At 58.4% G+C, this 20,752-nt stretch carries 18 protein-coding genes; 9 read left to right on the top strand and 9 right to left on the bottom strand.

The window, feature by feature from the left end:
* Positions 1 to 104: 104 nt before the first annotated feature.
* Positions 105 to 1,460 (top strand): transporter substrate-binding domain-containing protein, encoded by a 1,356-nt coding sequence (locus ACA044_RS24830; RefSeq protein ID WP_497443717.1) that lies wholly within the window; start codon positions 105 to 107, stop codon positions 1,458 to 1,460.
* Between the two features lie 378 nt (positions 1,461 to 1,838).
* Entirely contained in the window at positions 1,839 to 2,126 is a 288-nt protein-coding gene (locus ACA044_RS24825) for a DUF3509 domain-containing protein (RefSeq protein WP_497443716.1), read from the top strand.
* 171 nt (positions 2,127 to 2,297) lie between these two features.
* Here the strand turns inward: ACA044_RS24825 and ACA044_RS24820 are convergent, their stop codons facing one another.
* Complete coding sequence (locus tag ACA044_RS24820) at positions 2,298 to 3,224, bottom strand: TIGR02285 family protein (RefSeq protein ID WP_497443715.1); 927 nt, start codon at positions 3,222 to 3,224, stop codon at positions 2,298 to 2,300.
* Positions 3,205 to 4,404 (bottom strand): CaiB/BaiF CoA transferase family protein, encoded by a 1,200-nt coding sequence (locus ACA044_RS24815; RefSeq protein ID WP_497443714.1) that lies wholly within the window; start codon positions 4,402 to 4,404, stop codon positions 3,205 to 3,207. Before ACA044_RS24815 ends, ACA044_RS24820 begins: the two co-directional genes overlap by 20 nt.
* Positions 4,405 to 4,551: 147 nt before the next feature.
* Between ACA044_RS24815 and ACA044_RS24810 the strand changes: the two genes are divergently transcribed.
* The 3 genes from ACA044_RS24810 to ACA044_RS24800 all read left to right on the top strand — a co-directional run bounded on the left by ACA044_RS24810 (position 4,552) and on the right by ACA044_RS24800 (position 8,323).
* Complete coding sequence (locus ACA044_RS24810) at positions 4,552 to 5,094, top strand: YaeQ family protein (protein ID WP_095054212.1); 543 nt, start codon at positions 4,552 to 4,554, stop codon at positions 5,092 to 5,094.
* Between the two features lie 66 nt (positions 5,095 to 5,160).
* Positions 5,161 to 6,870, top strand: a complete 1,710-nt coding sequence (gene recJ, locus ACA044_RS24805) for a single-stranded-DNA-specific exonuclease RecJ (protein WP_497443713.1) — start codon at positions 5,161 to 5,163, stop codon at positions 6,868 to 6,870.
* A 346-nt stretch (positions 6,871 to 7,216) separates the two neighbouring features.
* Positions 7,217 to 8,323, top strand: a complete 1,107-nt coding sequence (locus ACA044_RS24800) for an NADH:flavin oxidoreductase/NADH oxidase (RefSeq protein WP_497443712.1) — start codon at positions 7,217 to 7,219, stop codon at positions 8,321 to 8,323.
* A gap of 207 nt (positions 8,324 to 8,530) precedes the next feature.
* Here ACA044_RS24800 and ACA044_RS24795 read toward each other — a convergent pair whose 3' ends face one another.
* Positions 8,531 to 10,156: a glucan biosynthesis protein D gene (locus tag ACA044_RS24795; protein ID WP_497443711.1), complete on the bottom strand. Its 1,626-nt coding sequence runs from the start codon at positions 10,154 to 10,156 to the stop codon at positions 8,531 to 8,533.
* Positions 10,157 to 10,565: 409 nt separating this feature from the next.
* On the opposite strand from ACA044_RS24795, the gene ACA044_RS24790 reads away from it, so the two are divergent.
* The gene (locus tag ACA044_RS24790; protein ID WP_038979098.1) at positions 10,566 to 10,751 is read left to right on the top strand and encodes a hypothetical protein; all 186 of its coding nucleotides are present in this window, start codon (positions 10,566 to 10,568) and stop codon (positions 10,749 to 10,751) included.
* A gap of 71 nt (positions 10,752 to 10,822) precedes the next feature.
* Here ACA044_RS24790 and ACA044_RS24785 read toward each other — a convergent pair whose 3' ends face one another.
* The gene (locus ACA044_RS24785) at positions 10,823 to 11,302 is read right to left on the bottom strand and encodes a BRO-N domain-containing protein (protein WP_497443710.1); all 480 of its coding nucleotides are present in this window, start codon (positions 11,300 to 11,302) and stop codon (positions 10,823 to 10,825) included.
* 500 nt (positions 11,303 to 11,802) lie between these two features.
* Here ACA044_RS24785 and ACA044_RS24780 point away from each other — a divergent pair, with 500 nt between their 5' ends.
* Together ACA044_RS24780 and ACA044_RS24775 are read left to right on the top strand one after the other, a co-directional pair.
* On the top strand, positions 11,803 to 13,056 hold the full coding sequence (locus ACA044_RS24780; protein ID WP_497443709.1) for an AAA family ATPase: 1,254 nt from the start codon (positions 11,803 to 11,805) through the stop codon (positions 13,054 to 13,056).
* A gap of 3 nt (positions 13,057 to 13,059) precedes the next feature.
* Positions 13,060 to 13,686: an RloB family protein gene (locus tag ACA044_RS24775; RefSeq protein WP_497443708.1), complete on the top strand. Its 627-nt coding sequence runs from the start codon at positions 13,060 to 13,062 to the stop codon at positions 13,684 to 13,686.
* A 215-nt stretch (positions 13,687 to 13,901) separates the two neighbouring features.
* Here ACA044_RS24775 and ACA044_RS24770 read toward each other — a convergent pair whose 3' ends face one another.
* The 5 genes from ACA044_RS24770 to ydcS all read right to left on the bottom strand — a co-directional run bounded on the left by ACA044_RS24770 (position 13,902) and on the right by ydcS (position 19,691).
* On the bottom strand, positions 13,902 to 15,326 hold the full coding sequence (locus ACA044_RS24770; RefSeq protein ID WP_497443707.1) for a gamma-aminobutyraldehyde dehydrogenase: 1,425 nt from the start codon (positions 15,324 to 15,326) through the stop codon (positions 13,902 to 13,904).
* A 155-nt stretch (positions 15,327 to 15,481) separates the two neighbouring features.
* A complete protein-coding gene (locus ACA044_RS24765; RefSeq protein WP_497443706.1) occupies positions 15,482 to 16,306 on the bottom strand; it encodes an ABC transporter permease in 825 nt (274 codons plus the stop codon).
* Positions 16,296 to 17,243 carry an ABC transporter permease gene (locus tag ACA044_RS24760; RefSeq protein WP_497443705.1) on the bottom strand — a complete coding sequence of 316 codons (948 nt, stop codon included), beginning with the start codon at positions 17,241 to 17,243 and terminating at the stop codon, positions 16,296 to 16,298. Before ACA044_RS24760 ends, ACA044_RS24765 begins: the two co-directional genes overlap by 11 nt.
* A 1-nt stretch (position 17,244) precedes the next feature.
* A complete protein-coding gene (locus tag ACA044_RS24755) occupies positions 17,245 to 18,282 on the bottom strand; it encodes an ABC transporter ATP-binding protein (protein ID WP_497443704.1) in 1,038 nt (345 codons plus the stop codon).
* 257 nt (positions 18,283 to 18,539) lie between these two features.
* A complete protein-coding gene (gene ydcS, locus ACA044_RS24750) occupies positions 18,540 to 19,691 on the bottom strand; it encodes a putative ABC transporter substrate-binding protein YdcS (protein ID WP_497443703.1) in 1,152 nt (383 codons plus the stop codon).
* 328 nt (positions 19,692 to 20,019) lie between these two features.
* Between ydcS and ACA044_RS24745 the strand changes: the two genes are divergently transcribed.
* Positions 20,020 to 20,742 (top strand): tellurite resistance TerB family protein, encoded by a 723-nt coding sequence (locus ACA044_RS24745; RefSeq protein WP_497443702.1) that lies wholly within the window; start codon positions 20,020 to 20,022, stop codon positions 20,740 to 20,742.
* Positions 20,743 to 20,752 lie beyond the last annotated feature (10 nt).

Below are 20,752 nucleotides of genomic sequence, written 5' to 3'. Positions count from 1 at the left end.
GTCTCCTGACGGGCTTTCTCATTTCTGCATGCCACACTTGTCGCGTCTCGTAAATGAAGAGCCGCCCATGAAGGACGGGCGAGACGATCACCAAGGAAGTGGCAATGCTGTTTTTCAGAGGGCTTAAACCAGCCACGTGCTGGGTATTTTTGGTCGTCGCCATGAGCATTGCTCAATGGGGGCTGGCGGCGCAATTGGCGGCTAATGAACCCCGAGAGTCGGTCGTCGGTACCGCGGTCGAATTGGACGCTCGGGAGCTGCAATGGATTGTCGAGCATCCGACGGTCATCGTCGCGTCCGCGCAGTATCCGCTGTACCTGTTCAAAGACGAGCATGGTCACTGGAGCGGTTTGAACAACGATGTGCTCAACCGCATCAGCGCCATGACAGGGCTGCAGTTCGTCCATGAAGAGTCGTTTTCTACCGATCAGTTGCTGGAGCGGCTGGAAAGCGGCGCGGCGGACATAAGCACCACGCTGGCGATGAGTGAAGAGCGCAAGGAGTTTCTGGATTTCAGTCATGCGTTCGGTGGTGCGGGCTGGGTGTTCGTCGGGCGGGCGGGGGCGCCACCGGTGCAATCCATGAAGCAGCTGGCGAAACGGGTACTGGTGCTGCCGGCCCGGCATGCTCTGGAAGCCACCATTCGTCGTGACTATCCGGCCATTGAGCTGCGCTCGGTCAAAACCTACGCCGAGGCCAGGGCGCTGGTCGAAAGCGGTGAAGCCTACGCCACCATCGAGAATGAAACCGGGGCGCAGCTTTATCCGTCCGGGCAGCTCAAGGCGGGCCATGCGGTGGAGGGAAAATGGGAGGCTGATCATCTGGCGGTACGCAAAGGACAGCCGCAATTGTTGAGCATACTCAACAAGGCACTCGAAGCGTTTCCACCTGCCGAGTTACGTGCCATTCGCCTGAAGTGGCTCGATGGCATTGTTTCTGTGCAGGCGCCCTCGACCTGGCAGCGAATAACCGAATGGGGCTGCTGGGGCGTCTTTGTCGGCAGTATTTTCGCGCTGTTATCCCTGCTGTGGAACCGGCGGCTCACGGTGTTGATCCAGCAACGTCGGGCCGCGGAAAAAGACTTCAATGACCAGCTCGCATTCCAGCATGCATTGATAGACGCCATGCCAGATCCGGTGTTCGTGCGTGATCTGGAAGGGCGTTTGATCATGTGCAACAAAAGTTATGAGGAGAGTTTATCGACCCGTTTTGACCAGGTTCAGGGTCGACAACTGATCGAGCTCGATGTCTTGCCCAAAGCAACCGCCGAGCAGTTGCACGCCGAGTTCATGGTTCAGCTCGGTACTCGCAAGAGCCGCTTCAGCGAACGTCAGTTGAGGTTCAAGGACGGCGTCAGGGATATCTACCAGTGGACGGTGCCGTTCTACAGTGCGGACGGTCAATTGCGAGGACTGCTGGGCGGATGGAGCGATATCGGCAAGCGAACAAGGCAAGTATGAAGGGTAATGCCTGTCAGTTAAGTGAAGGCCAAGACTTGTGGCGAGGGGGCTTGCCCCCGTTGGACTGCGAAGCAGTCCTAAAACCTGCAACCCCATTCTGTCAGGCACCCCGCATGCACCGGATTTGCGACTGCTTCGCAGCCGAACGGGGGCAAGCCCCCTCGCCACAGGTTTTGCACTTGACATCCTTTCTTCACTGACTGGCATTAAGCACGGATCAGCTGTTTTTTTACTGTCATCTTTACCGTGCATGCTCTAACTACCAGAGGCGCCGGTGCGCCTGCCGTTGGAATCCAGAACTTTCTTCTCGGGCCTGTGGTCATTTACTGTGGACACGCCCCAGGCACTTTGTTTTCGGACTATTGAGTGGTGATCGAGATGGAAAGTATCAGTCTATTGCTCGGTGAGGCTCTGAGCCCGTATCAGGTCAAGTTGACCCCATCGGGTGCCCATGGCGAATGCCTGGTGACACTGAAGAGTACGAGCGGCGCTATCGTGGTCGAACGGGCGTTCAATCAGGCCCAGTTAACCGACAAACGTCTGCTGACGGATGTCGTCGATGGGCTGCATCGCGACGTGCTGATTGCCGAAGGACGTCTGGAACCCTGTGTGATCGCGGCGTTGCGCCATGCTGCTCAGGACAAGATCCTGGCCAGCCGAAATTGAATTGTTTTTTGTGGGAACCTTCCTGCGCCAAGGTCAGTCAGACCATGTAACAGCAGGATCAAGCATTGTGCTCCGGTGCTTGTAGCTTGCTGCCACTGGTCTCTAATAGAGGCCACGTTTAACCCCGAGTCGTTTCCCCACTTCTCGGGGTTTCTTTTTGCCTGCGATTTGTCATTGCGCAGCCTGACGTTCGAAAAAGGCCCTGGTTTCTTCCAGGTAGTCTTTGCGTCTTAGCGGATCGAGCCAGTCGGCATACAGCGGGTCCAGGCGCTCGCGGGGCAGGGCGCGCAATAGCTGATTGATTTCACGGATTGCCTGTCGCCCCTGGGGCGTATTCGAGCAACCGATGTACCCGGACAAGTATTTGCCCGTGCCTTTGACCGGATAAAACTCTAACTGATCATCGGCAATATGTTCCTGACGAGCCTGATAGCGGATTTCCGGCCAGTAACCCAAGACCACCTGCAAACGACCCAGGCGCTGCATCTGCAACAGACTGCCGAGGGCGTTGTTGCCGTAGTGAGGCGCCAGCACGCCGGGCGGCGCCTGTTGCAGCAGCGTGTCGAGGAACTGACCGTAACGGCGCTCGGCCACTACACCGACTTTCTCTCGACGGCTGGCCAACAATGCTGCCAAATCGACTTCATCGCCAAAGAGAAAGGGCTCCAGCACCGACCGATCTTCACGTCGAATCACCAGCCCATTGCTGACCGCCCGGAAAGCCGGAATGGAAAAGGCTATCCATTGTTCGCGCTCCTCGCTCCAGATCAGCGAAGGGTCGCAGGTAAAGGATTTTTCATGGAGCATTTGCATGCCACGGGCGCGATTGACCCGCATCAGGGTGTGTTCGTATTGCGGCATGCCGGCGATCAACAGCGGCATCAGTTGATCGATAACCCCCTGGCCTTTTTTCGGGCCTTCGAAGATCGTCACGGGCGGCAGATCTCGCAGTAGCCAGAGCAAATGCTCTTTAGGTTGCGCCAGAGCCGGGGACATCAGCCCCGCCAACAGCCCGAGCGCCGTCAGCGCGCGACCTATGCCGGCGTAATCGATGACTGATGAAAGCAGGCGCTTCAGCTTAGATGGCCCCGTCTTCACGTAGCAGTGCGATTTGTGCCGGGTCGTAGCCAAGGTCGTGAAGGACCTGCGCATTGTGTTCACCCAGCTGCGGCCCGACCCATTCGGAGCTGCCGGGTGTCTCAGAGAGTTTTGGCACAATGCCGGGCATCTTGAAGTCCTTGCCGTCGGGCAGCTTGGCTTGCAGGAACATTTCCCGGGCCAGGTACTGTGGATCACTGAACATGTCTTCGGCACTGAAGATCCGGCTGGCGGGAACGTCGGCCTGGTTCAGTTGCTCGATCACCGCGTCCAGCGGCAGTGAGTTGACCCAGCGATCGATCACCCCGTAAATCTCGTCGCGACGACTGTCGCGTCCGTCGTTGCTGGCCAGCACAGGGTCGTTGGCCAGGTCTTCGCGACCGATGATCAGCATGAAACGCTTGAAGATTGCATCACCGTTGGCGCCGATCTGTACGTGTTTGCCGTCGGCGCTGGTGTGAATGGAGGAGGGGGTGATGCCCGGCATGATGTTGCCGGTGCGTTCGCGGATGAAGCCGAACACGTCGAATTCCGGGACCATGCTTTCCATCATGGCGAAGATTGCTTCGTACAGCGCCACGTCCACCACTTGCCCCAAGCCGCCGTTGACCTCGCGATGACGCAAGGCCATCAGCGCGCCGATCACGCCCCAGAGCGCGGCAATCGAGTCGCCGATGGAAATCCCAGTGCGCACCGGCGGTCGGTCCTCGAACCCGGTGATGTAGCGCAGGCCGCCCATGGACTCACCGACCGCACCGAAGCCTGGCTGATCTTTCATCGGCCCGGTCTGGCCGAAACCCGAGAGCCGCACCATCACCAGTTTCGGGTTCAGTGCGTGCAAGACTTCCCAGCCCAGGCCGAGCTTTTCCAGCACACCGGGGCGAAAATTCTCGATCAGGATGTCTGCTTCGCTGAGCAGCTGTTTCAGAATCGCCAGGCCATCCGGGTGTTTCAGGTTCAGGGTCAGAGACTTCTTGTTACGCGCCTGAACGAACCACCACAGCGAGGTGCCTTCATACAACTTGCGCCATTTGCGCAACGGGTCACCGCCGTCCGGTGACTCGATCTTGATCACTTCGGCGCCGAACTCGCCGCAAATACGCGAGGCAAACGGCCCGGCAATCAACGTACCCAATTCGATGACTTTCAGACCCGAGAGCGGTTTGTTGGAGAACGGCATGCTGAATCCTGTAGGACAAAGGCTGAGCGAGTGTAGAGTTTTAACATAGCCGACCGTCAGTCGCCCAAGGTTGATCGCCTTCAATTCGTTGATTACCTGTTGCATCGGTTAGACTTGCCGCCTTTCCACGTATCAAGAAGCCCGTTCATGGCCCAGCCGTCCACGACCTACAAGTTTGAACTGAACCTCACCGACCTCGACCGCAGCGTTTACGAGAGCGTGAAGCAGACCATCGCCCGTCATCCTTCGGAAACCGAAGAGCGCATGACCGTGCGGCTGCTGGCCTACGCCTTCTGGTACAACGAGCAGCTGTCGTTTGGCCGCGGTCTGTCAGACGTGGATGAACCAGCCCTGTGGGAAAAGAGCCTGGATGACCGTGTCCTGCACTGGATCGAAGTCGGCCAGCCAGACGCCGATCGCCTGACCTGGTGCTCGCGCCGCACCGAACGCACCAGCCTGCTGGCTTACGGCAGCCTGCGCGTCTGGGAAGGCAAAGTGATCCCTGCCATCAAAACCCTGAAAAACGTCAACATAGCCGCCGTGCCTCAGGAAGTGCTGGAAACCCTGGCCAAGGACATGCCACGCGTTATCAAGTGGGACGTGATGATCAGTGAAGGAACGATTTTCGTCACCGACGACCGTGGTCAGCATGAAGTCCAGTTGCAATGGCTGGCCGGCGAACGCGGCTGATTGTTCGCCGCTCGGCCGCATCACCCGGTTTTATCCTACGTATTCAAGAGAAGCACCTGTCACCCCATGCGCATCGAACCTCGCCTGTTGCCCGACACCCTGCCATTCCTCGGTGATATTCCACCGCTGCTGACACGCCTTTACGCGGCGCGTGGCGTGCAATCCGAGGCAGAACTGGACAAGAGCCTGGCGCGGCTGATTCCGTATCAGCAGCTCAAAGGCATCGATGCGGCAGTGGATTTGCTGGTGACGGCGCTGGAACAGCGCCAGCGGATTCTGATCGTCGGCGACTTCGACGCCGATGGTGCAACGGCCAGTACCGTGGGCATGCTGGGGTTGCGCCTGTTGGGTGCGGCGCATGTCGACTATCTGGTGCCGAACCGGTTCGAGTACGGCTACGGCCTGACGCCGGAGATCGTCGAAGTGGCGTTGACCCGCGCTCCGCAACTGCTGATCACCGTGGATAACGGCATCTCCAGCGTCGAAGGCGTGGCAGCGGCGAAAAAGGCCGGGCTCAAAGTGTTGGTCACCGATCACCACTTGCCCGGCGATGAGCTGCCGTTGGCCGATGCCATCGTCAATCCGAATCAGCCGGGTTGCGAGTTCCCGAGCAAAGCCCTGGCCGGTGTCGGGGTGATCTTCTATGTGCTGATGGCCCTGCGCGCGCGCTTGCGCAGCCTGGGCTGGTACGAGAGCAAGCCGCAGCCGAACATTGGCGAATTGCTGGACCTGGTGGCGCTGGGCAGTGTCGCCGACGTGGTGCCGCTGGATGCCAACAACCGGATTCTGGTGCATCAAGGCCTGGAGCGGATTCGCGCCGGGCGCGCGCGGCCGGGGCTCAAGGCGATCCTTGAAGTGGCCAAGCGCGACCATTCGCGCATCACCTCCACCGACCTTGGCTTCATCCTCGGCCCGCGTCTGAATGCGGCGGGACGTCTGGATGACATGAGTCTGGGCATCGAATGCCTGCTCACCGAAGACGCGGGCGCTGCCCGTGAAATGGCCGCTCAACTGGATGGCATGAACCAGGACCGCAAATCCATCGAGCAAGGCATGCAGCGTGAGGCGTTGGCCCAGCTCAAGGATTTACCGGTGGAATCGATGCCGTTCGGTCTGTGCCTGTTCGATCCCGAGTGGCACCAGGGCGTCATCGGTATCCTCGCGTCGCGTATGAAAGAGCGCTATTTCCGTCCGACCATTGCCTTTGCCGATGCCGGCGATGGCCTGCTCAAGGGCTCGGGGCGTTCGGTTCAGGGCTTTCATATTCGCGATGCCTTGAGTGTGGTCGCGGCGCAGCATCCGAACCTGATCAGCAAATACGGTGGCCACGCCATGGCGGCCGGCCTGACCTTGCCGGAAGCGAATTTTCCGTTGTTCGCCGAAGCCTTTGACGCTGAAGTGCGCAGGCAATTGCGTGAAGAAGACCTGACCGGGCGCCTGCTGTCGGATGGCACACTGGCGGTCGAAGAGTTTCACCTGGAACTGGCCCGCGCCCTGCGGCATGCCGGGCCTTGGGGGCAGCACTTTCCGGAGCCACTGTTTCATGGGGTGTTCCAGTTGGTCGAGCAGCGCGTCGTCGGTGAACGACACCTCAAAGTGGTGCTGAAGAGTGAATGCGGTTCGGTGAAGCTGGACGGCATTGCCTTCGGTATCGACCGCGATATCTGGCCAAATCCGACCATCAAGTGGGTTGAATTGGCTTACAAACTCGACCTTAACGAGTTCCGTGGGAACGAGACCGTTCAGTTGATGATTGCCCACATCGAACCGCGATAACTGTGGCGAGGGGGCTTGCCCCCGTTGGGCTGCGAAGCGGCCCCAGACCCAGGCAACTCATTTCTGTCAGGCACACCGCAGTAACCGGATTTACGACTGCTGCGCAGTCGAACGGGGGCAAGCCCCCTCGCCACAGACTTTGTGTTGACTTCAAATTTGGGTGTTTCATTTCTTGAACCCTCCCTCACCCCCCGATGTCGACTAGGCTCTAAGCACTGCTTGATTATCCTTGTGACGTCTTGTCGAATTTTTTGCCCGCGGGGGCGGGTGCTGCACCTTTTTCCTGTCACTCGTCGACTATTCAAACAGAACCCTGGAGCCTGCCCACTGATTCGAGAGGTGCCCCATGAGTCTGCTGCTTGAACCCTATACCCTTCGTCAATTGACCCTGCTTAACCGCATCGCGGTGTCCCCGATGTGCCAGTACTCCAGCGTCGATGGGCTGGCCAATGACTGGCATCTGGTCCACCTCGGCAGTCGCGCTATCGGCGGCGCTGGTCTGGTATTCACCGAGGCCACGGCGGTTACCGCCGACGGGCGTATCACCGCCCAGGATCTCGGCCTGTGGAATGATCAACAGATCGAATCCTTGCAACGTATTACGCGCTTTATCGCCGCCCAGGGCGCCGTTGCCGGCATCCAGCTGGCCCACGCCGGGCGCAAGGCCAGCACGCATCGGCCGTGGCTCGGCACGCATGGCAGCGTCAAGCCGGAGGACGGTGGCTGGATCCCGGTCGGTCCTTCGCCCATCGCTTTCGACCCACAGCACACACCACCGAAGCAGCTCGATGAGGGCGAGATCGCTGACGTTATCCAGGCATTCGTCGATTCGGCCAAACGGGCACTGACCGCCGGTTTCAAAGTGGTCGAAGTGCACGCCGCCCACGGCTACCTGCTGCATCAATTTCTTTCGCCCCTGAGCAATCAGCGGCGCGATCAGTACGGCGGTTCGTTCGAGAATCGAATTCGGCTGGTGCTGCAAGTCACCGAAGCGGTGCGTGCCGTGTGGCCGGAAGAGTTACCGGTGTTTGTGCGGGTATCGGCCACGGACTGGGTGGAAGATGGCTGGAACCCCGATGAAACCGTGGAGCTGGCGCGACGCCTCAAGGATCTGGGCGTGGACCTGATCGACGTCTCGTCGGGCGGTACGGCGGTAAACGCCGAGATTCCGACGGGGCCTGGTTATCAGACCCGTTTCGCCGAGCGGGTACGCAAGGAGTCAGGGATTGCCACCGGCACCGTAGGAATGATTACCGAACCAGCTCAGGCCGAGCACATTCTGCGTACCTGTCAGGCCGACATCATCTTCCTTGCCCGGGAATTGTTGCGTGATCCGTATTGGCCGCTGCATGCCGATGATGATCTGGGCGGGCACAAGGCGATCTGGCCGGCGCAATACCAGCGGGCGACCCATCGTGAACAGCCGATTCATGAATCGGATTTGCGGGACTGAATGCCGCTGTGAAACCCAAAAGCCCCGGTCGTGTTGACTGGGGCTTTTTGCGTTTCTGTGCTGAGATGTTTGTTGTCTGTCAGGTCGTCTTCGCGGGCAAGCCTCGCTCCTACAAGGGGTGGAGCGTTCATCACCGATCCCGTAGGAGCGAGCGGTGCGGCGATCCGACTTGCCCGCGAAGGGGCCATTTCAGACCCCAACCAACTCTCAGGTGTACTTGCGCTTCTCCGGTGCCGGCGGGAAATACTGGTACAACCAGGTTTCACTCAGCGTTCGGTCATTGGTGCGAATGAACAACCGCAGCTCCACCGGGGCCACGCTGTCATTGGTCGGGTACCAGTCGAAGGTAATGCGGTAGCCCTTGATGTCATCGAGCACCAGCACGTTGAAATCCTTCACCTGACCGTTCGAGCACGTCACCACCGGCTCGATCCCCGCGCCTTCGGGTAAGCGCTCCAGACCACCACCGGTAAAGTCCACGGCAAAGCGTCGCGCCCAGACCTGCGGGTAATGCTCGCCCGGCGCCCAGCCCTCAATGAAGCCGCCCATGCCCGAACGGGTCGCGTTGACCCGTGCCAGCGGCGTACTCACTGGCGGCAGGGCGCTCCAGTAGAGCTTGTAGCCATAGTTCAGGGAGTCCCCGGCCGCGACCGGTTTTTTCGGCGTCCAGAACGCGACGATGTTATCCAGGGTTTCGCCGGTTGTAGGAATTTCCAGCAAATCGATAGAGCCTTCGCCCCACGCGGTCGTAGGTTCTACCCACAGGCTAGGGCGCTTGCTGTACCAGTCGACGGTGTCCTGATAATTGGCGAACTCGTGATCGGTCTGCACCAGACCAAAGCCTTTCGGATCGGTGTCGGCAAAGGCATTGAATTGCAGGGTGGCCGGATTATTCAGCGGGCGGCAGATCCATTCGCCATTGCCGCGCCACATGGCCAGGCGATCGGAGTCGTGGATTTGCGGGTGAATGGTGTCGCACATGCGCCGCTCATGGGTGCCGCAGCTGAACATGCTGGTCATCGGCGCGATACCCAGTTGCTCGATGGCGGTGCGGGCGTTGACGTGGGCGTCGACTTCCATCACCACGCGCTCGGCCTGGCAATCGATGTCAAAACGGTAGGCGCCAGTGGCGCTCGGTGAATCGAGCAGGGCGTAAACCACGAAACGGGTGCTGTCCTTGTCCGGTGTCTCGAACCAGAACTTGGTGAAGTCCGGGAATTCTTCGCGCTTCTTGGCGTAGGTGTCGATCGCGAGGCCGCGGGCCGACAAGCCGTACTGGCCGGTGGCGTCTACCGCGCGGAAATAGCTGGCGCCGAGAAACGACAACACGTCGTGCTTATCCAGCTCCGGGGCCTTGAACAGCTTGAACCCAGAGAAACCCAGGTCGCCCTTGAGTTGTTGGGTGTCGACGGTGGTTTTTTCATAGTTGAACAGCGACGGGCGGAAATGTACCTCGCGCGCCAGACGGGTCTTGGGATCGACACTGTACATGCGCACCGGTTGCTTGAAACCCATGCCGACATGGAAAAACTGCACGTCCAGCTGACCTTTCAGGTCCTTCCACAGCGAGTGATTACCGTCATAGCGGATCGCATTGAAGTTCTGCGGCGTCATGGTCGCCAGTGTCGGCGGCAGCACCTGTTTGGTGTCCTGCCAAGGCTTGCCGGAGAGCTGTTTGGCCTGGCTCTTCAGCGCTTCGAAGTCGAACGCCACAGCGTCGCCATCAGCCGTGCTGCTGCCAGCCCAGGCGTGTGCCGCCAATAGGCCGGTGGCCGAGAGACCAGTGTAAGCCGCGATGGCCATGGAGGCTTTGAGCAAATTCCTGCGGTGCATAAGTACAACCTGTCGTGAACAATCCCGCGCCGTTCCTGGCACGTGCTGGATCAAAAATAACGGTTCGGACATGCCTTGGCCAAACGCAACGGACCTTAAAGAGATGCCAAATACTTTAAACCGTTCGGTTGCAGAGCAAAAATGATTGATGGCACAGCGACAGCGCGGCAATGAAACAAGACATTTCAGGTAACGTTTCTCACAGCACTTTCTGATTTATAGGGCATATCTGCTTTTTTTGACTAATTACTCTAAAAAAGCTTTTCAGCGCCGATTTAATTTCTATTCTATGGGCATGACCGGTTTCGGCCCTTCAGGCCGGTGGGTTCGGCGGGCACAAGGTGGCTGCTGAAAGTGATAGGGCGATGCGGTTTTGAAGTTTTCTCTGACGTATAGAAGGACATCGTCCATGTCGAAAGTACAAGGCATTACTGAAATATTAGGAATCTTCCCCTGCCTGGCCACCGGTCGGCGAAGGCGTCGGCTCAGTTCGGAGGAGTTGAAGTTGGTGGAGCGGTATCGCGAGCTGTCGGAGAGCGACCGGATTGCGATGAGGTATCTGGTGGATGCGATGCGGAGTGTTTCGCGGTTTTAACGGTAGGAGATTGAGTAATGTTGGAAAACCAAAGGGACGGCCTGTAAAAGTCCGTCCCTTTGTGCATCAGCTCACCGGCTACAAATCGTGAATGGCCGCTGTACCTGCATCAGATCAGGCATGTCCCGCCATTTGATCCAGGCCTGATGCTGCCAATGCAGCAGCGGCACAGAGATCCCAGCCCACTGCAACGAGCTGAGGCTCGGAATGTTTTCCACCGATGCAGTGTTCGAATCACGCAGCATTGGCATGACCTCGTTGCTCAGCCACTGGCGCAGGTTTCGGTTTTCCGGGACGAAATGATGAACGAGCAGGGCGTACATCCCTGATTCGCTGACCATCAGTGATTCGACGGTTTTGCTGTTTTTGAGCAACCAGACGTATCGGCGTTGATCAGGATCGAGCTTCAGGGTGAGTCGTTGGTCTAGTGGGCGGCCCATTAAGCGACCAAGGTCTTGGACGCAGAACCAGGCTTGGTTGTCCTGCATGAAAGCGTGGAGGAAGCGGTTGTGGCGGGTGAAGACAGTAGGAGTGAAATGAGGATGGGTCATGACCTTACTCCCAGAAGACGGCATAAGGCTGTTCTGGACGAATTTCGAGCCTGCTTAGACATGAAGGTGACTTCCGTTTTGATTGGGAAAGTCGCCACCAACCCTTCGACAGATTGGGTGGCGAACCGAGTGGCGTTCGAAGTCGGGACACTTCCAATCAAAACGGAAGCCGGAAGGCCCGCGCCACACGGCCCGCCATAAAGCAGAACTGAAGGCATGAAACAGCCATAGTTCTATGGGGGCGTGTAAGCACCGTTTTGATTTGTTCCGGCTTCGACCCCGGGTCGCTGATTTTTCAGCGACGGGATGAAGCCTATCGTTCAGGTGCTCGCGGCGCCAAGTCTACTCTGGCGACGCTTGTTGTAGGAATCGTTGCATTTGCTGGAAGGCTCCATCTGTAGGAATTTCCTGTTTTTGCACGAAGTGCAGGGAGACAGCGCCAAATGAATGGTTTTTCCTATATTTATTCTGCTTTCAGGAATTAAGTGCAGGATTTCTACATGTTGATCGAATTTTCGGTTTCCAATTATCGCTCCTTCCGTGAGGCGCAAACCCTGTCCATGGTTGCGACCCCACGCCTGAGTAAAAAGCGCAATGTATTCAAACCTTCCGTGAGTGGCGAAAAACTACCGGACTTGTTGAAGGTAGCGGCGATTTACGGGCCGAACGCGTCCGGTAAATCTTCTCTGATCCAGGCGATGGGGATCATGGGACGCCTGCTCGCAACGACCCCCTCCTCAAATGATGAACCGCTGCCGGTTTCACCGTTTCGTTTTGACCCGCAGCTCAAGAACGAACCCAGTTTTTTTGAGTACAACTTCATTCAAAACGGGCTCCGATATCGGTTTGTTCTGCGCATTACTTCGCAACGGATAATCAAGGAGCAGCTGGTCTCCTATCCCAAAGGGAAAGAAACACTGCTGTATGAACGTCGTTTTGGTGATGAGGGAGAGCAGTATGTTTTTGGTTCAAGTCTTGAGGGGGGGAGGGATGTCCACAATGCCTGGCGGCGCCTGACGAGCCCGAAGGTGTTGTTTATTTCGCAGGCCGTTGCGAACAGCAGCGAAGAACTGACTCAGTTGCGAGCGCCGTTTACCTGGTTTCAAACCGGTCTTCTTGTCATTGAGCAGAACAATATGATGGGGCTGTCTGCCGCCTCCATCAGGTTTTTGCAGGTTGCCTCGGACTACACAGTTGATTTAAAGGAGTTCTTAAGGGCAGTGGATATTCCGGTGTCTGCTATTCAACTCAATACTGAGGATGCAGATGCTGTTCCGACCAAGAAGAAGCTCACGCTTAAAGAGTTCTTCGCGGCGGCGCAAAAAGACAAAGTGACCCTGACACATACAAGTCTTTTGGGAACAGCAAAGTTTGATTTTTCAGAGGAGTCCGGAGGCACAAAAAACCTGATTGGCTTTTGGCTGCCCTGGTTCATGATCAATCGCGCAGATGGAAGCGGGATACTGTCTGTCGATGAGTTGGACAGCAGCCTCCATCCTGAAATAGTTGCTGATCTGATCGGGAAACATCTCGATAGCGGATTGGATACTCAGCTGATCTTTACGACACACGATACTCATCTAATGAATTCAAAAATTCTGCGGCGTGATCAGTTCTGGATCACTGAGCGCGATGCCAATGGTGCAACCAGTGTTTTTTCCGTTCACGATTTTGAAGGGCGAGAGGGGGAGGATGTTGAGAAACGCTACTTTGAAGGCCGTTACCGCGGTTTGCCGCTGATCAGGCGGGGGTGACCAATGGTGCACTCGACAAAATCATTTGATCGGAAGAAATCAAGGTTCAAGCCTCAGCCCCAAGTGCTGGTTCTCTGTGAAGATAGCAAGTCAGGAAAACGGTATCTGGAGGAGGCCGCCTTTCATTTTCGCGCCAAAGCTCAGGTAGAAATTGCCCACTGCGGAGTCACGCACCCGAGCGGTATAGTAGAAAGAGCCATTGCCCGTCAGAAACGTTTCGACAAAGTGTTTTGTGCATTGGATCGCGATACGCACCAATGTTTTGAGAGAGCGATAGATCTGGCGAGGCCTCATCCGAAAATCAAAGTCATAGCATCGTTTCCCTGTTTTGAGTTTTGGCTTCTTTTGCACTTCGGCTTCAATCGAAAGCCATTTAGAGCGGTTGGGAAAAACTCTCCGGGCGACTTGGTGGCCAAAAGCCTCAGAGAAAAACCGAACATGGATACGTACCAGAAGGGCAAAGGCATCAACTATTTTGCTCAGCAATTGGGTGAGCCTTTTCAGAAAGCCAGAGCTTTGGCACCCAGGATTCTCGAAGACGTCGCCATCAGCGGCGAACCCAATCCCAGTACCGAAATCCATCTGCTGATGGATGAATTCGAAACCCTCTCCAAGCCTCAGCCGATCTAACACCCTCAACCCTGCCCGTAGAAATGTGGCCAGCATTGGTGGCGTTAGATCGGTTCAATTTGTTTGGCTTGGTGTGGGACCTGGTGGTGCACGCAGCGGGTGTCGTCCTTGAGTTCGTGATGACGCCATTCGCGGGCAAGCCTCGCTCCTACAGGATTTGCGTCGTTCAATGAAACTACGCGCACCTGTAGGAGCGAGGCTTGCCCGCGAAGCTTTTAATGCTTGAACATCACATGCCGCACGACGGTGTAGTCCTCCAGCCCATACAGGGACATGTCTTTCCCATAACCGGACAGTTTCTGACCGCCATGCGGCATTTCACTGACCAGCATGAAGTGGGTGTTTACCCACGTGCAGCCGTACTGCAGGCGTGCAGACAGACGATGGGCGCGGCCGACGTCCGCGGTCCAGACCGACGACGCCAGGCCGTAGTCTGAGTCGTTGGCCCAGGCCAGTGCTTGTGCTTCATCGGTGAACTTGGTGACCGACACTACCGGCCCGAACACTTCGCGGCGCACGATCTCGTCGTCTTGTTGCGCATCGGCCAGCACTGTCGGCTCAAAGAAGAAACCATTGCCTTCCACCGCTTTGCCGCCAGTGATCAAACGAATGTGCGGTTGCGCCATGGCGCGTTCGACCAATCCGGTCACGCGGTCGCGATGTTGCGCGCTGATCAACGGGCCAAGCTCCGTCGATGGATCATCCTGCAAGCCGTACTTGATGCTACTGACCGCCGCACCGAGCTTTTCGACAAACTGGTCGTAGATGCCTGCTTGGGCATAGATGCGGCAGGCGGCGGTGCAATCCTGGCCGGCGTTGTAGAAACCGAAGGTGCGAATGCCTTCTACGGCGGCGTCGATGTCGGCATCGTCGAAGATGATCACCGGCGCCTTGCCGCCCAGTTCCATGTGCATGCGTTTGACGCTGCCGGCGGTGCTGGAAATGATGTTCGAGCCGGTGGCGATGGAGCCGGTCAGTGACACCATGCGCACTTTCGGGTGTGTGACCAGTGGGGTGCCGACCGTAGGACCGCGGCCGAATACCAGGTTAAGCACGCCAGCCGGGAAGATTTCCGACGCCAGTTCGGCCAGACGCAGGGCGGTCAGCGGGGTTTGTTCCGACGGTTTGAGCACCACGGTATTACCGGCGGCCAGGGCTGGGGCGATTTTCCAGGCGAGCATCATCAGCGGGTAGTTCCACGGCGCGATGGAGGCAATCACGCCCACGGGGTCGCGGCGGATCATCGAGGTGTGGCCGGGCAGGTATTCACCCCCCAACGCACCGCTCATGCAACGGCTGGCGCCGGCGAAGAAACGGAACACGTCGGCAATCGCCGGGATCTCGTCGTTCAGCGCAGCGCTGTAGGGTTTGCCGCAGTTGTCCGACTCCAGTTTGGCCAGTTCTTCACCATGGGCTTCGATGATGTCGGCGAGTTTGAGCAACAGCAGTGAGCGCTCTTTCGGCGTGGTTTGCGACCAGCCTTCGAAGGCACTGTCGGCGGCCCGCACGGCGGCGTCGACCTGGGCTTCGCTGGCTTCGTTGATTTCTACCAGCACACGACCGAGTGCCGGGTTGAACACGGCTTGGGCGGGGCCGTCGCCGTTGACGAGTTGGCCGTTGATCAAGAGTTTGGTTTGCATGGCTTTGTCCTCATCGAAGCGGTTGTTTTTCTGTCGGAACCGAATCCTGTAGGAGCGAGGCTTGCCCGCGAAGGCGTCCTCAAGAATGTCAAAAGCTTCGCGGGCAAGCCTCGCTCCTACAAAGGCCGGTTCTCACATTGGGAATGAGTTGTCAGTTACTTCCCGCCACTGCCCGCAACGCTTTCGCCACCCCGGGTCAGGTAGTAGGCGCCGAGGATCGGCAACATGGTCACCATCATCACCAGCATCGCGACGACGTTGGTCACCGGCACGTCCCGTGGGCGGCTGAGCTGGTTGAGCAGCCACAACGGCAAGGTGCGTTCATGGCCGGCGGTGAAGGTGGTGACGATGATTTCGTCGAACGACAGGGCGAACGCCAGCATGCCCCCGGCCAGCAACGCCGAGCCGAGGTTCGGCAGAACGATGTAGCGGAAGGTCTGCCAGCCATCGGCGCCAAGGTCCATCGAGGCTTCGATCAAACTGTAGGACGTGCGGCGCAATCGAGCGATGACGTTGTTGTAGACGATCACTACACAGAAGGTCGCGTGGCCGACGATGATGGTGAACATCCCCGGCTCGATCCCCAGGGTCTTGAAGGTCGCCAGCAGCGCGATCCCGGTGATGATCCCCGGCAGCGCGATCGGCAGGATCAGCATCAGCGAGATACCTTGCTTGCCGAAGAAATCCCGCCGGTACAACGCCGCCGATGCGAGGGTGCCGAGGATCAGCGCAATCAATGTGGCGACGGCCGCGATTTGCAACGACAGCTTGATCGCTTCCAGCACGTCCGGCCGGGAGAACGCCACGCCGATCCACTTCAGGGTGAAGCCCTTGGGCGGAAAGCTGAACGCCGCGTCTTCGGTGTTGAAGGCGTAGAGGAAGATGATCAGGATCGGGAAGTGCAAGAACACCAACCCGCCCCAGGCGGCAATGCGCAGACCTAAGGAAGCCTGGTCTTGAGATGAAGAATCAGAGCGCATCGAAGGCCCCCAGACGTTTGACGATGGACAGGTAAATGGCGATCAGTACGATCGGCACCAGGGTGAACGCCGCCGCCATTGGCATATTGCCGATCGCCCCTTGCTGGGCGTAGACCATGCTGCCGATGAAGTAGCCCGGCGGGCCTACCAGTTGCGGCACGATAAAGTCGCCAAGGGTGAGCGAAAACGTAAAGATCGAACCGGCGGCGATGCCCGGAATCGACAGCGGCAAAATGACTTGCATGAAGGTCTGACGCGGCTTGGCGCCCAGGTCCGCAGAGGCTTGCAGAAGCGACGGCGGCAGGCGTTCCAGTGAAGCCTGGATCGGCAGGATCATGAACGGCAACCAGATGTAGACGAACACCATGAACCGCCCCAGGTGCGAGGTCGACAAGGTGCTGCCACCGACGCCCGGAATCCCGAGCACTAACTGCAACACCGGCTCCAGCCCCAGATGCTGAACAAACCATTGCGCCACGCCGCCCTTGGCCAGCAGCAAGGTCCAGGCGTAAGCCTTGACGATGTAACTGGCCCACATTGGCATCATCACCGCGATATAGAAAAACGCCTTGATGTTGCCGCTGGTGTAACGCGCCATGTAGTAGGCGATCGGGAAGGCCACCACGGCACTGGCGATGGAGACGACGATGGCCATGCTCAGGGTGCGCAGGATGATGTCGAAGTTCGACGGCTGGAACAGCGCAGCGAAGTTCGCCAGGGTCAGGTCGGGGGTGACCGCCATGGTGAAGTCATCGAAGGTGTAGAAGCCTTGCCACAGCAGGGTCAGCAGCGAGCCGAGGTAGATCGCGCCGAACCAGAGCAGTGGCGGCACCAGCAGCAGCGACAGATACAGGTTCGGCCGCCGGTACAGCAGGTTGGAAAACCGGCGCAATGGCGAACCGCTGGCCGGGTTTTGAGGGCTCGTCACGCTGTTCATCTCACACTCCGCCCACAACATTGTCGTGCAGCGGAATCATTGCTTCACGCGCCCAACGAGCGCTGATGCGTTGCCCGGTCTGATGTTGCGCGCTGACGTCCAGCCACTGGACGTTGGCCTGGCAGATGTTCAGGGTCTGGCCGTTTTCCAGTTTCAGTTCATAGCGGGTGGCGCTGCCTTGGTACTGGATGTCGTGCAGCAGGCCGCTGACTTCGATTTCATGGCTGGCCAGCGGGCCTTCGGCGAAACGCACGTGTTCCGGGCGAATCGAAAACGGCTGTGGATTGCCGCTCAACTGCTGCGCCAGATCGCCGCGAATCACGTTGGAAGTGCCGACGAATTCGGCGACGAAGGTGGTTGTCGGTTTCATGTACAGGTTGCGCGGCGTGTCGACCTGTTCGATGCGGCCCTTGTTGAACACGGCCACGCGGTCGGACATCGACAGGGCTTCGGTCTGGTCGTGAGTGACGAAGATGAAGGTGATGCCGAGCTGGCGTTGCAGCTTCTTCAGCTCGCCTTGCATTTGCTCGCGCAGCTTCAGGTCGAGGGCGCCCAAGGGTTCGTCGAGCAGCAACACACGCGGGCGATTGACCAACGCGCGGGCCAGGGCCACACGCTGGCGCTGGCCGCCGGACAGTTGCACCGGTTTGCGCTCGCCGTAGCCACCGAGGGCGACCATGTCGAGGGCTTCTTCTGCGCGTTTACGGCGTTCGGACTTGCCGACGCCTTTGACTTTCAAACCGTAGGCGACGTTGTCGAGAACGTTCATGTGCGGGAACAGGGCGTAATCCTGGAACACGGTGTTCACGTCACGCTGATACGGCGGCAGCCCGGCGGCCTCCAAGCCATGAATGCGGATGGAGCCAGCGCTCGGTTGTTCGAAACCGGCGATCAGACGCAGGCAAGTGGTTTTGCCCGAACCGGAAGGGCCCAGCATGGAAAAGAACTCGCCGTCCTGGATATCGATGGAAACCTGGTCAACAGCCTTCACTTCGCCGAATTGACGGGAAACGTTGGTGAACTGGACTGCAAGCGTCATGGTGCGGTGCTCCGAAAAGGCGAGGATCGTCACAGTGGCCTTGTCTGGACTTCTGAAAAACCTGAATGGGTGTGCTTTTGTGGCTCAAATGCTCACTGTGGCGAGGGGGCTTGCCCCCGCTGGGCTGCGTAGCAGCCCTGAAACGGAGAACGCGGTTTACCTGCCAGACCGCAGTGGCTGGCTCCAGGGCGGCTTCGCCACCCAACGGGGGCAAGCCCCCTCGCCACAAAAGCTCATCTGCCACAGGGGCCGGTGTATTACCTGCCTCCCATGATCGCAATGTAATCCTGGGTCCAGCGGCTGTAAGGCACAAACTTGCCGCCCTCAGCCTGTGGGGTTTTCCAGAAGGCGATTTTCTCGAACTGGTCGAAACCGTTGGTCTTGCAACCTTCGGCACCCAGCAGTTCGCTTGCCTTGCACGCCGCCGGGACCGCCGGCAGCGAGCCGAACCAGGCGGACACATCGCCCTGGACCTTCGGCGTGAGCGACCAGTCCATCCACTTGTAGGCGCAGTTCGGGTGTTTGGCCTCGGCGTGCAACATAGTGGTGTCGGCCCACCCGGTGGCACCTTCTTTCGGGATGGTCGAGGCGACTGGCTGTTTCTCGTTCATCAGGCCGTTGACCTGATAGGGCCAGGCGCTGGAAGCCACCACACCTTCGTTCTTGAAATCACTCATCTGCACGGTGGTGTCGTGCCAGTAGCGGTGGATCAACTTTTGTTGACCGCGCAGTAGATCGAGCACGGCCTTGTACTGTTTTTCGTCGAGCAGGTAAGGGTCCTTGATGCCCAGTTCCGGCTTGACGGTTTTCAGGTACAGCGCCGCGTCCGCGATGTAGATCGGGCCGTCATACGCTTGCACGCGGCCCTTGTTGGATTTGCCGTCGGGCAGCTTCTGCTCTTCGAGCACCACGCCCCAACTGGTCGGCGGCTGTTTGAACACGTTGGTGTTGTACATCAGCACGTTCGGGCCCCACTGATACGGGGTACCGTAGGTCTGCTTGTCGACCACATACCACGGCGCATCCTTCAGACGCGGATCGAGATTTTTCCAGTTGGGGATCAGGTCGGTGTTGATCGGTTGTACACGTTTGCCAGCGATCAAGCGCAGGGAGGCGTCACCGGACGCCGTCACCAGGTCGTAACCACCCTTGGCCATCAGGCTGACCATTTCATCGGACGTGCCGGCCGTCTTGACGTTGACCTTGCAGCCGGTTTCCTTCTCGAAACCGCTGACCCAGTCGTAGGCCTTGTCGGTTTCACCCCGTTCGATGTAGCCGGGCCAGGCGACGATATCCAGCTGACCTTCGCCGGCACCGACGGCCTTCAGCGGTTCGGCGGCCTGCAGGCTGGCGCTGGCCAGCAATGCTGTGGTGATTGCACTGAGCAGTGCGGTCTTGTGCACGAGCATGGGTGAACCCTCTTGTTTAAATTATGGTCGGGGCAATGTTGAACGGGGTGATGCGCCGTGTGTGGCTTGTTATTAGCTTAGTGCGCTTTGTGCGAGGTGGACTTGAGACGGGCTGTCTTATGGATTTATCAAGCCTGGTGCGCGGTCCCACGGTCGACAAATCTCAAAGGTTGCATTCGATGAAAAATGGATTACGTGGTGTGTCCCCGCCGGATTGCCTGAAATTGAGCAACATCTGGAAGCACACTCGCCCTCAATCGTCGGGCACTTTCGATCTAGGCTGATGGCCTTAAAGATCCGGTTAACCCGAATTCGTGGAGGCAGCAAAATGAATACCCGTGGATTGCTCGATCAACTACTCAAATCCGGTCAGGATCTGTTGCAGAACAAGGCTGGTGGCGCCCAGAACAAAGCGTCCAGCGGTGGATTGGGCGGTTTGCTCGGCGGCAGTGGTGGTTCCAGTGGCCTCGGCAGTCTGCTCTCGGGCGCAGGGGGCGGTGCGTTGGCGGCTGGCGCCATGGGGCTGTTGCTGGGCAGCAAGAAGGCGCGCAACGTCGGCGGTAAGGTTGCGATCTACGGCGGCCTCGCCGCGTTGGGGGTCATTGCCTACAAGGCTTACGGAAACTGGCAGGCCCAGCAGGGTATTGCTCCCAAGACCGAACCGCAAACCCTCGATCGTCTACCGACAGCGCAAGTTGAGCAACACAGCCAGGCGATCCTCAAGGCGCTGGTGGCCGCTGCCAAAGCCGATGGCCATGTCGACGAACGGGAGCGCCAATTGATCGAAGGCGAGTTCAGCAAGCTCGACAACGATCAGGAACTGCAACACTGGCTGCACGCCGAACTGAACAAACCGCTGGACCCGACCGACGTCGCCCGCGCCGCCAGCACGCCGGAAATGGCGGCTGAAATGTACATCGCCAGTGTGATGCTGGTGGATGAGGAGAATTTCATGGAGAAGTCCTACCTGGATGAACTGGCGCGGCAGTTGAAGCTGGAGTCGGGGTTGAAGGCCGAGCTGGAGAAGCAGGTGCGGCAGGCTTCGGTGTAAGTCTTCAGAG

This window comes from Pseudomonas sp. LBUM1673 (assembly GCF_059695645.1).
Note: the sequence above shows the minus strand (reverse complement) of the source record. Positions and strands in the feature narration are given on the sequence as shown.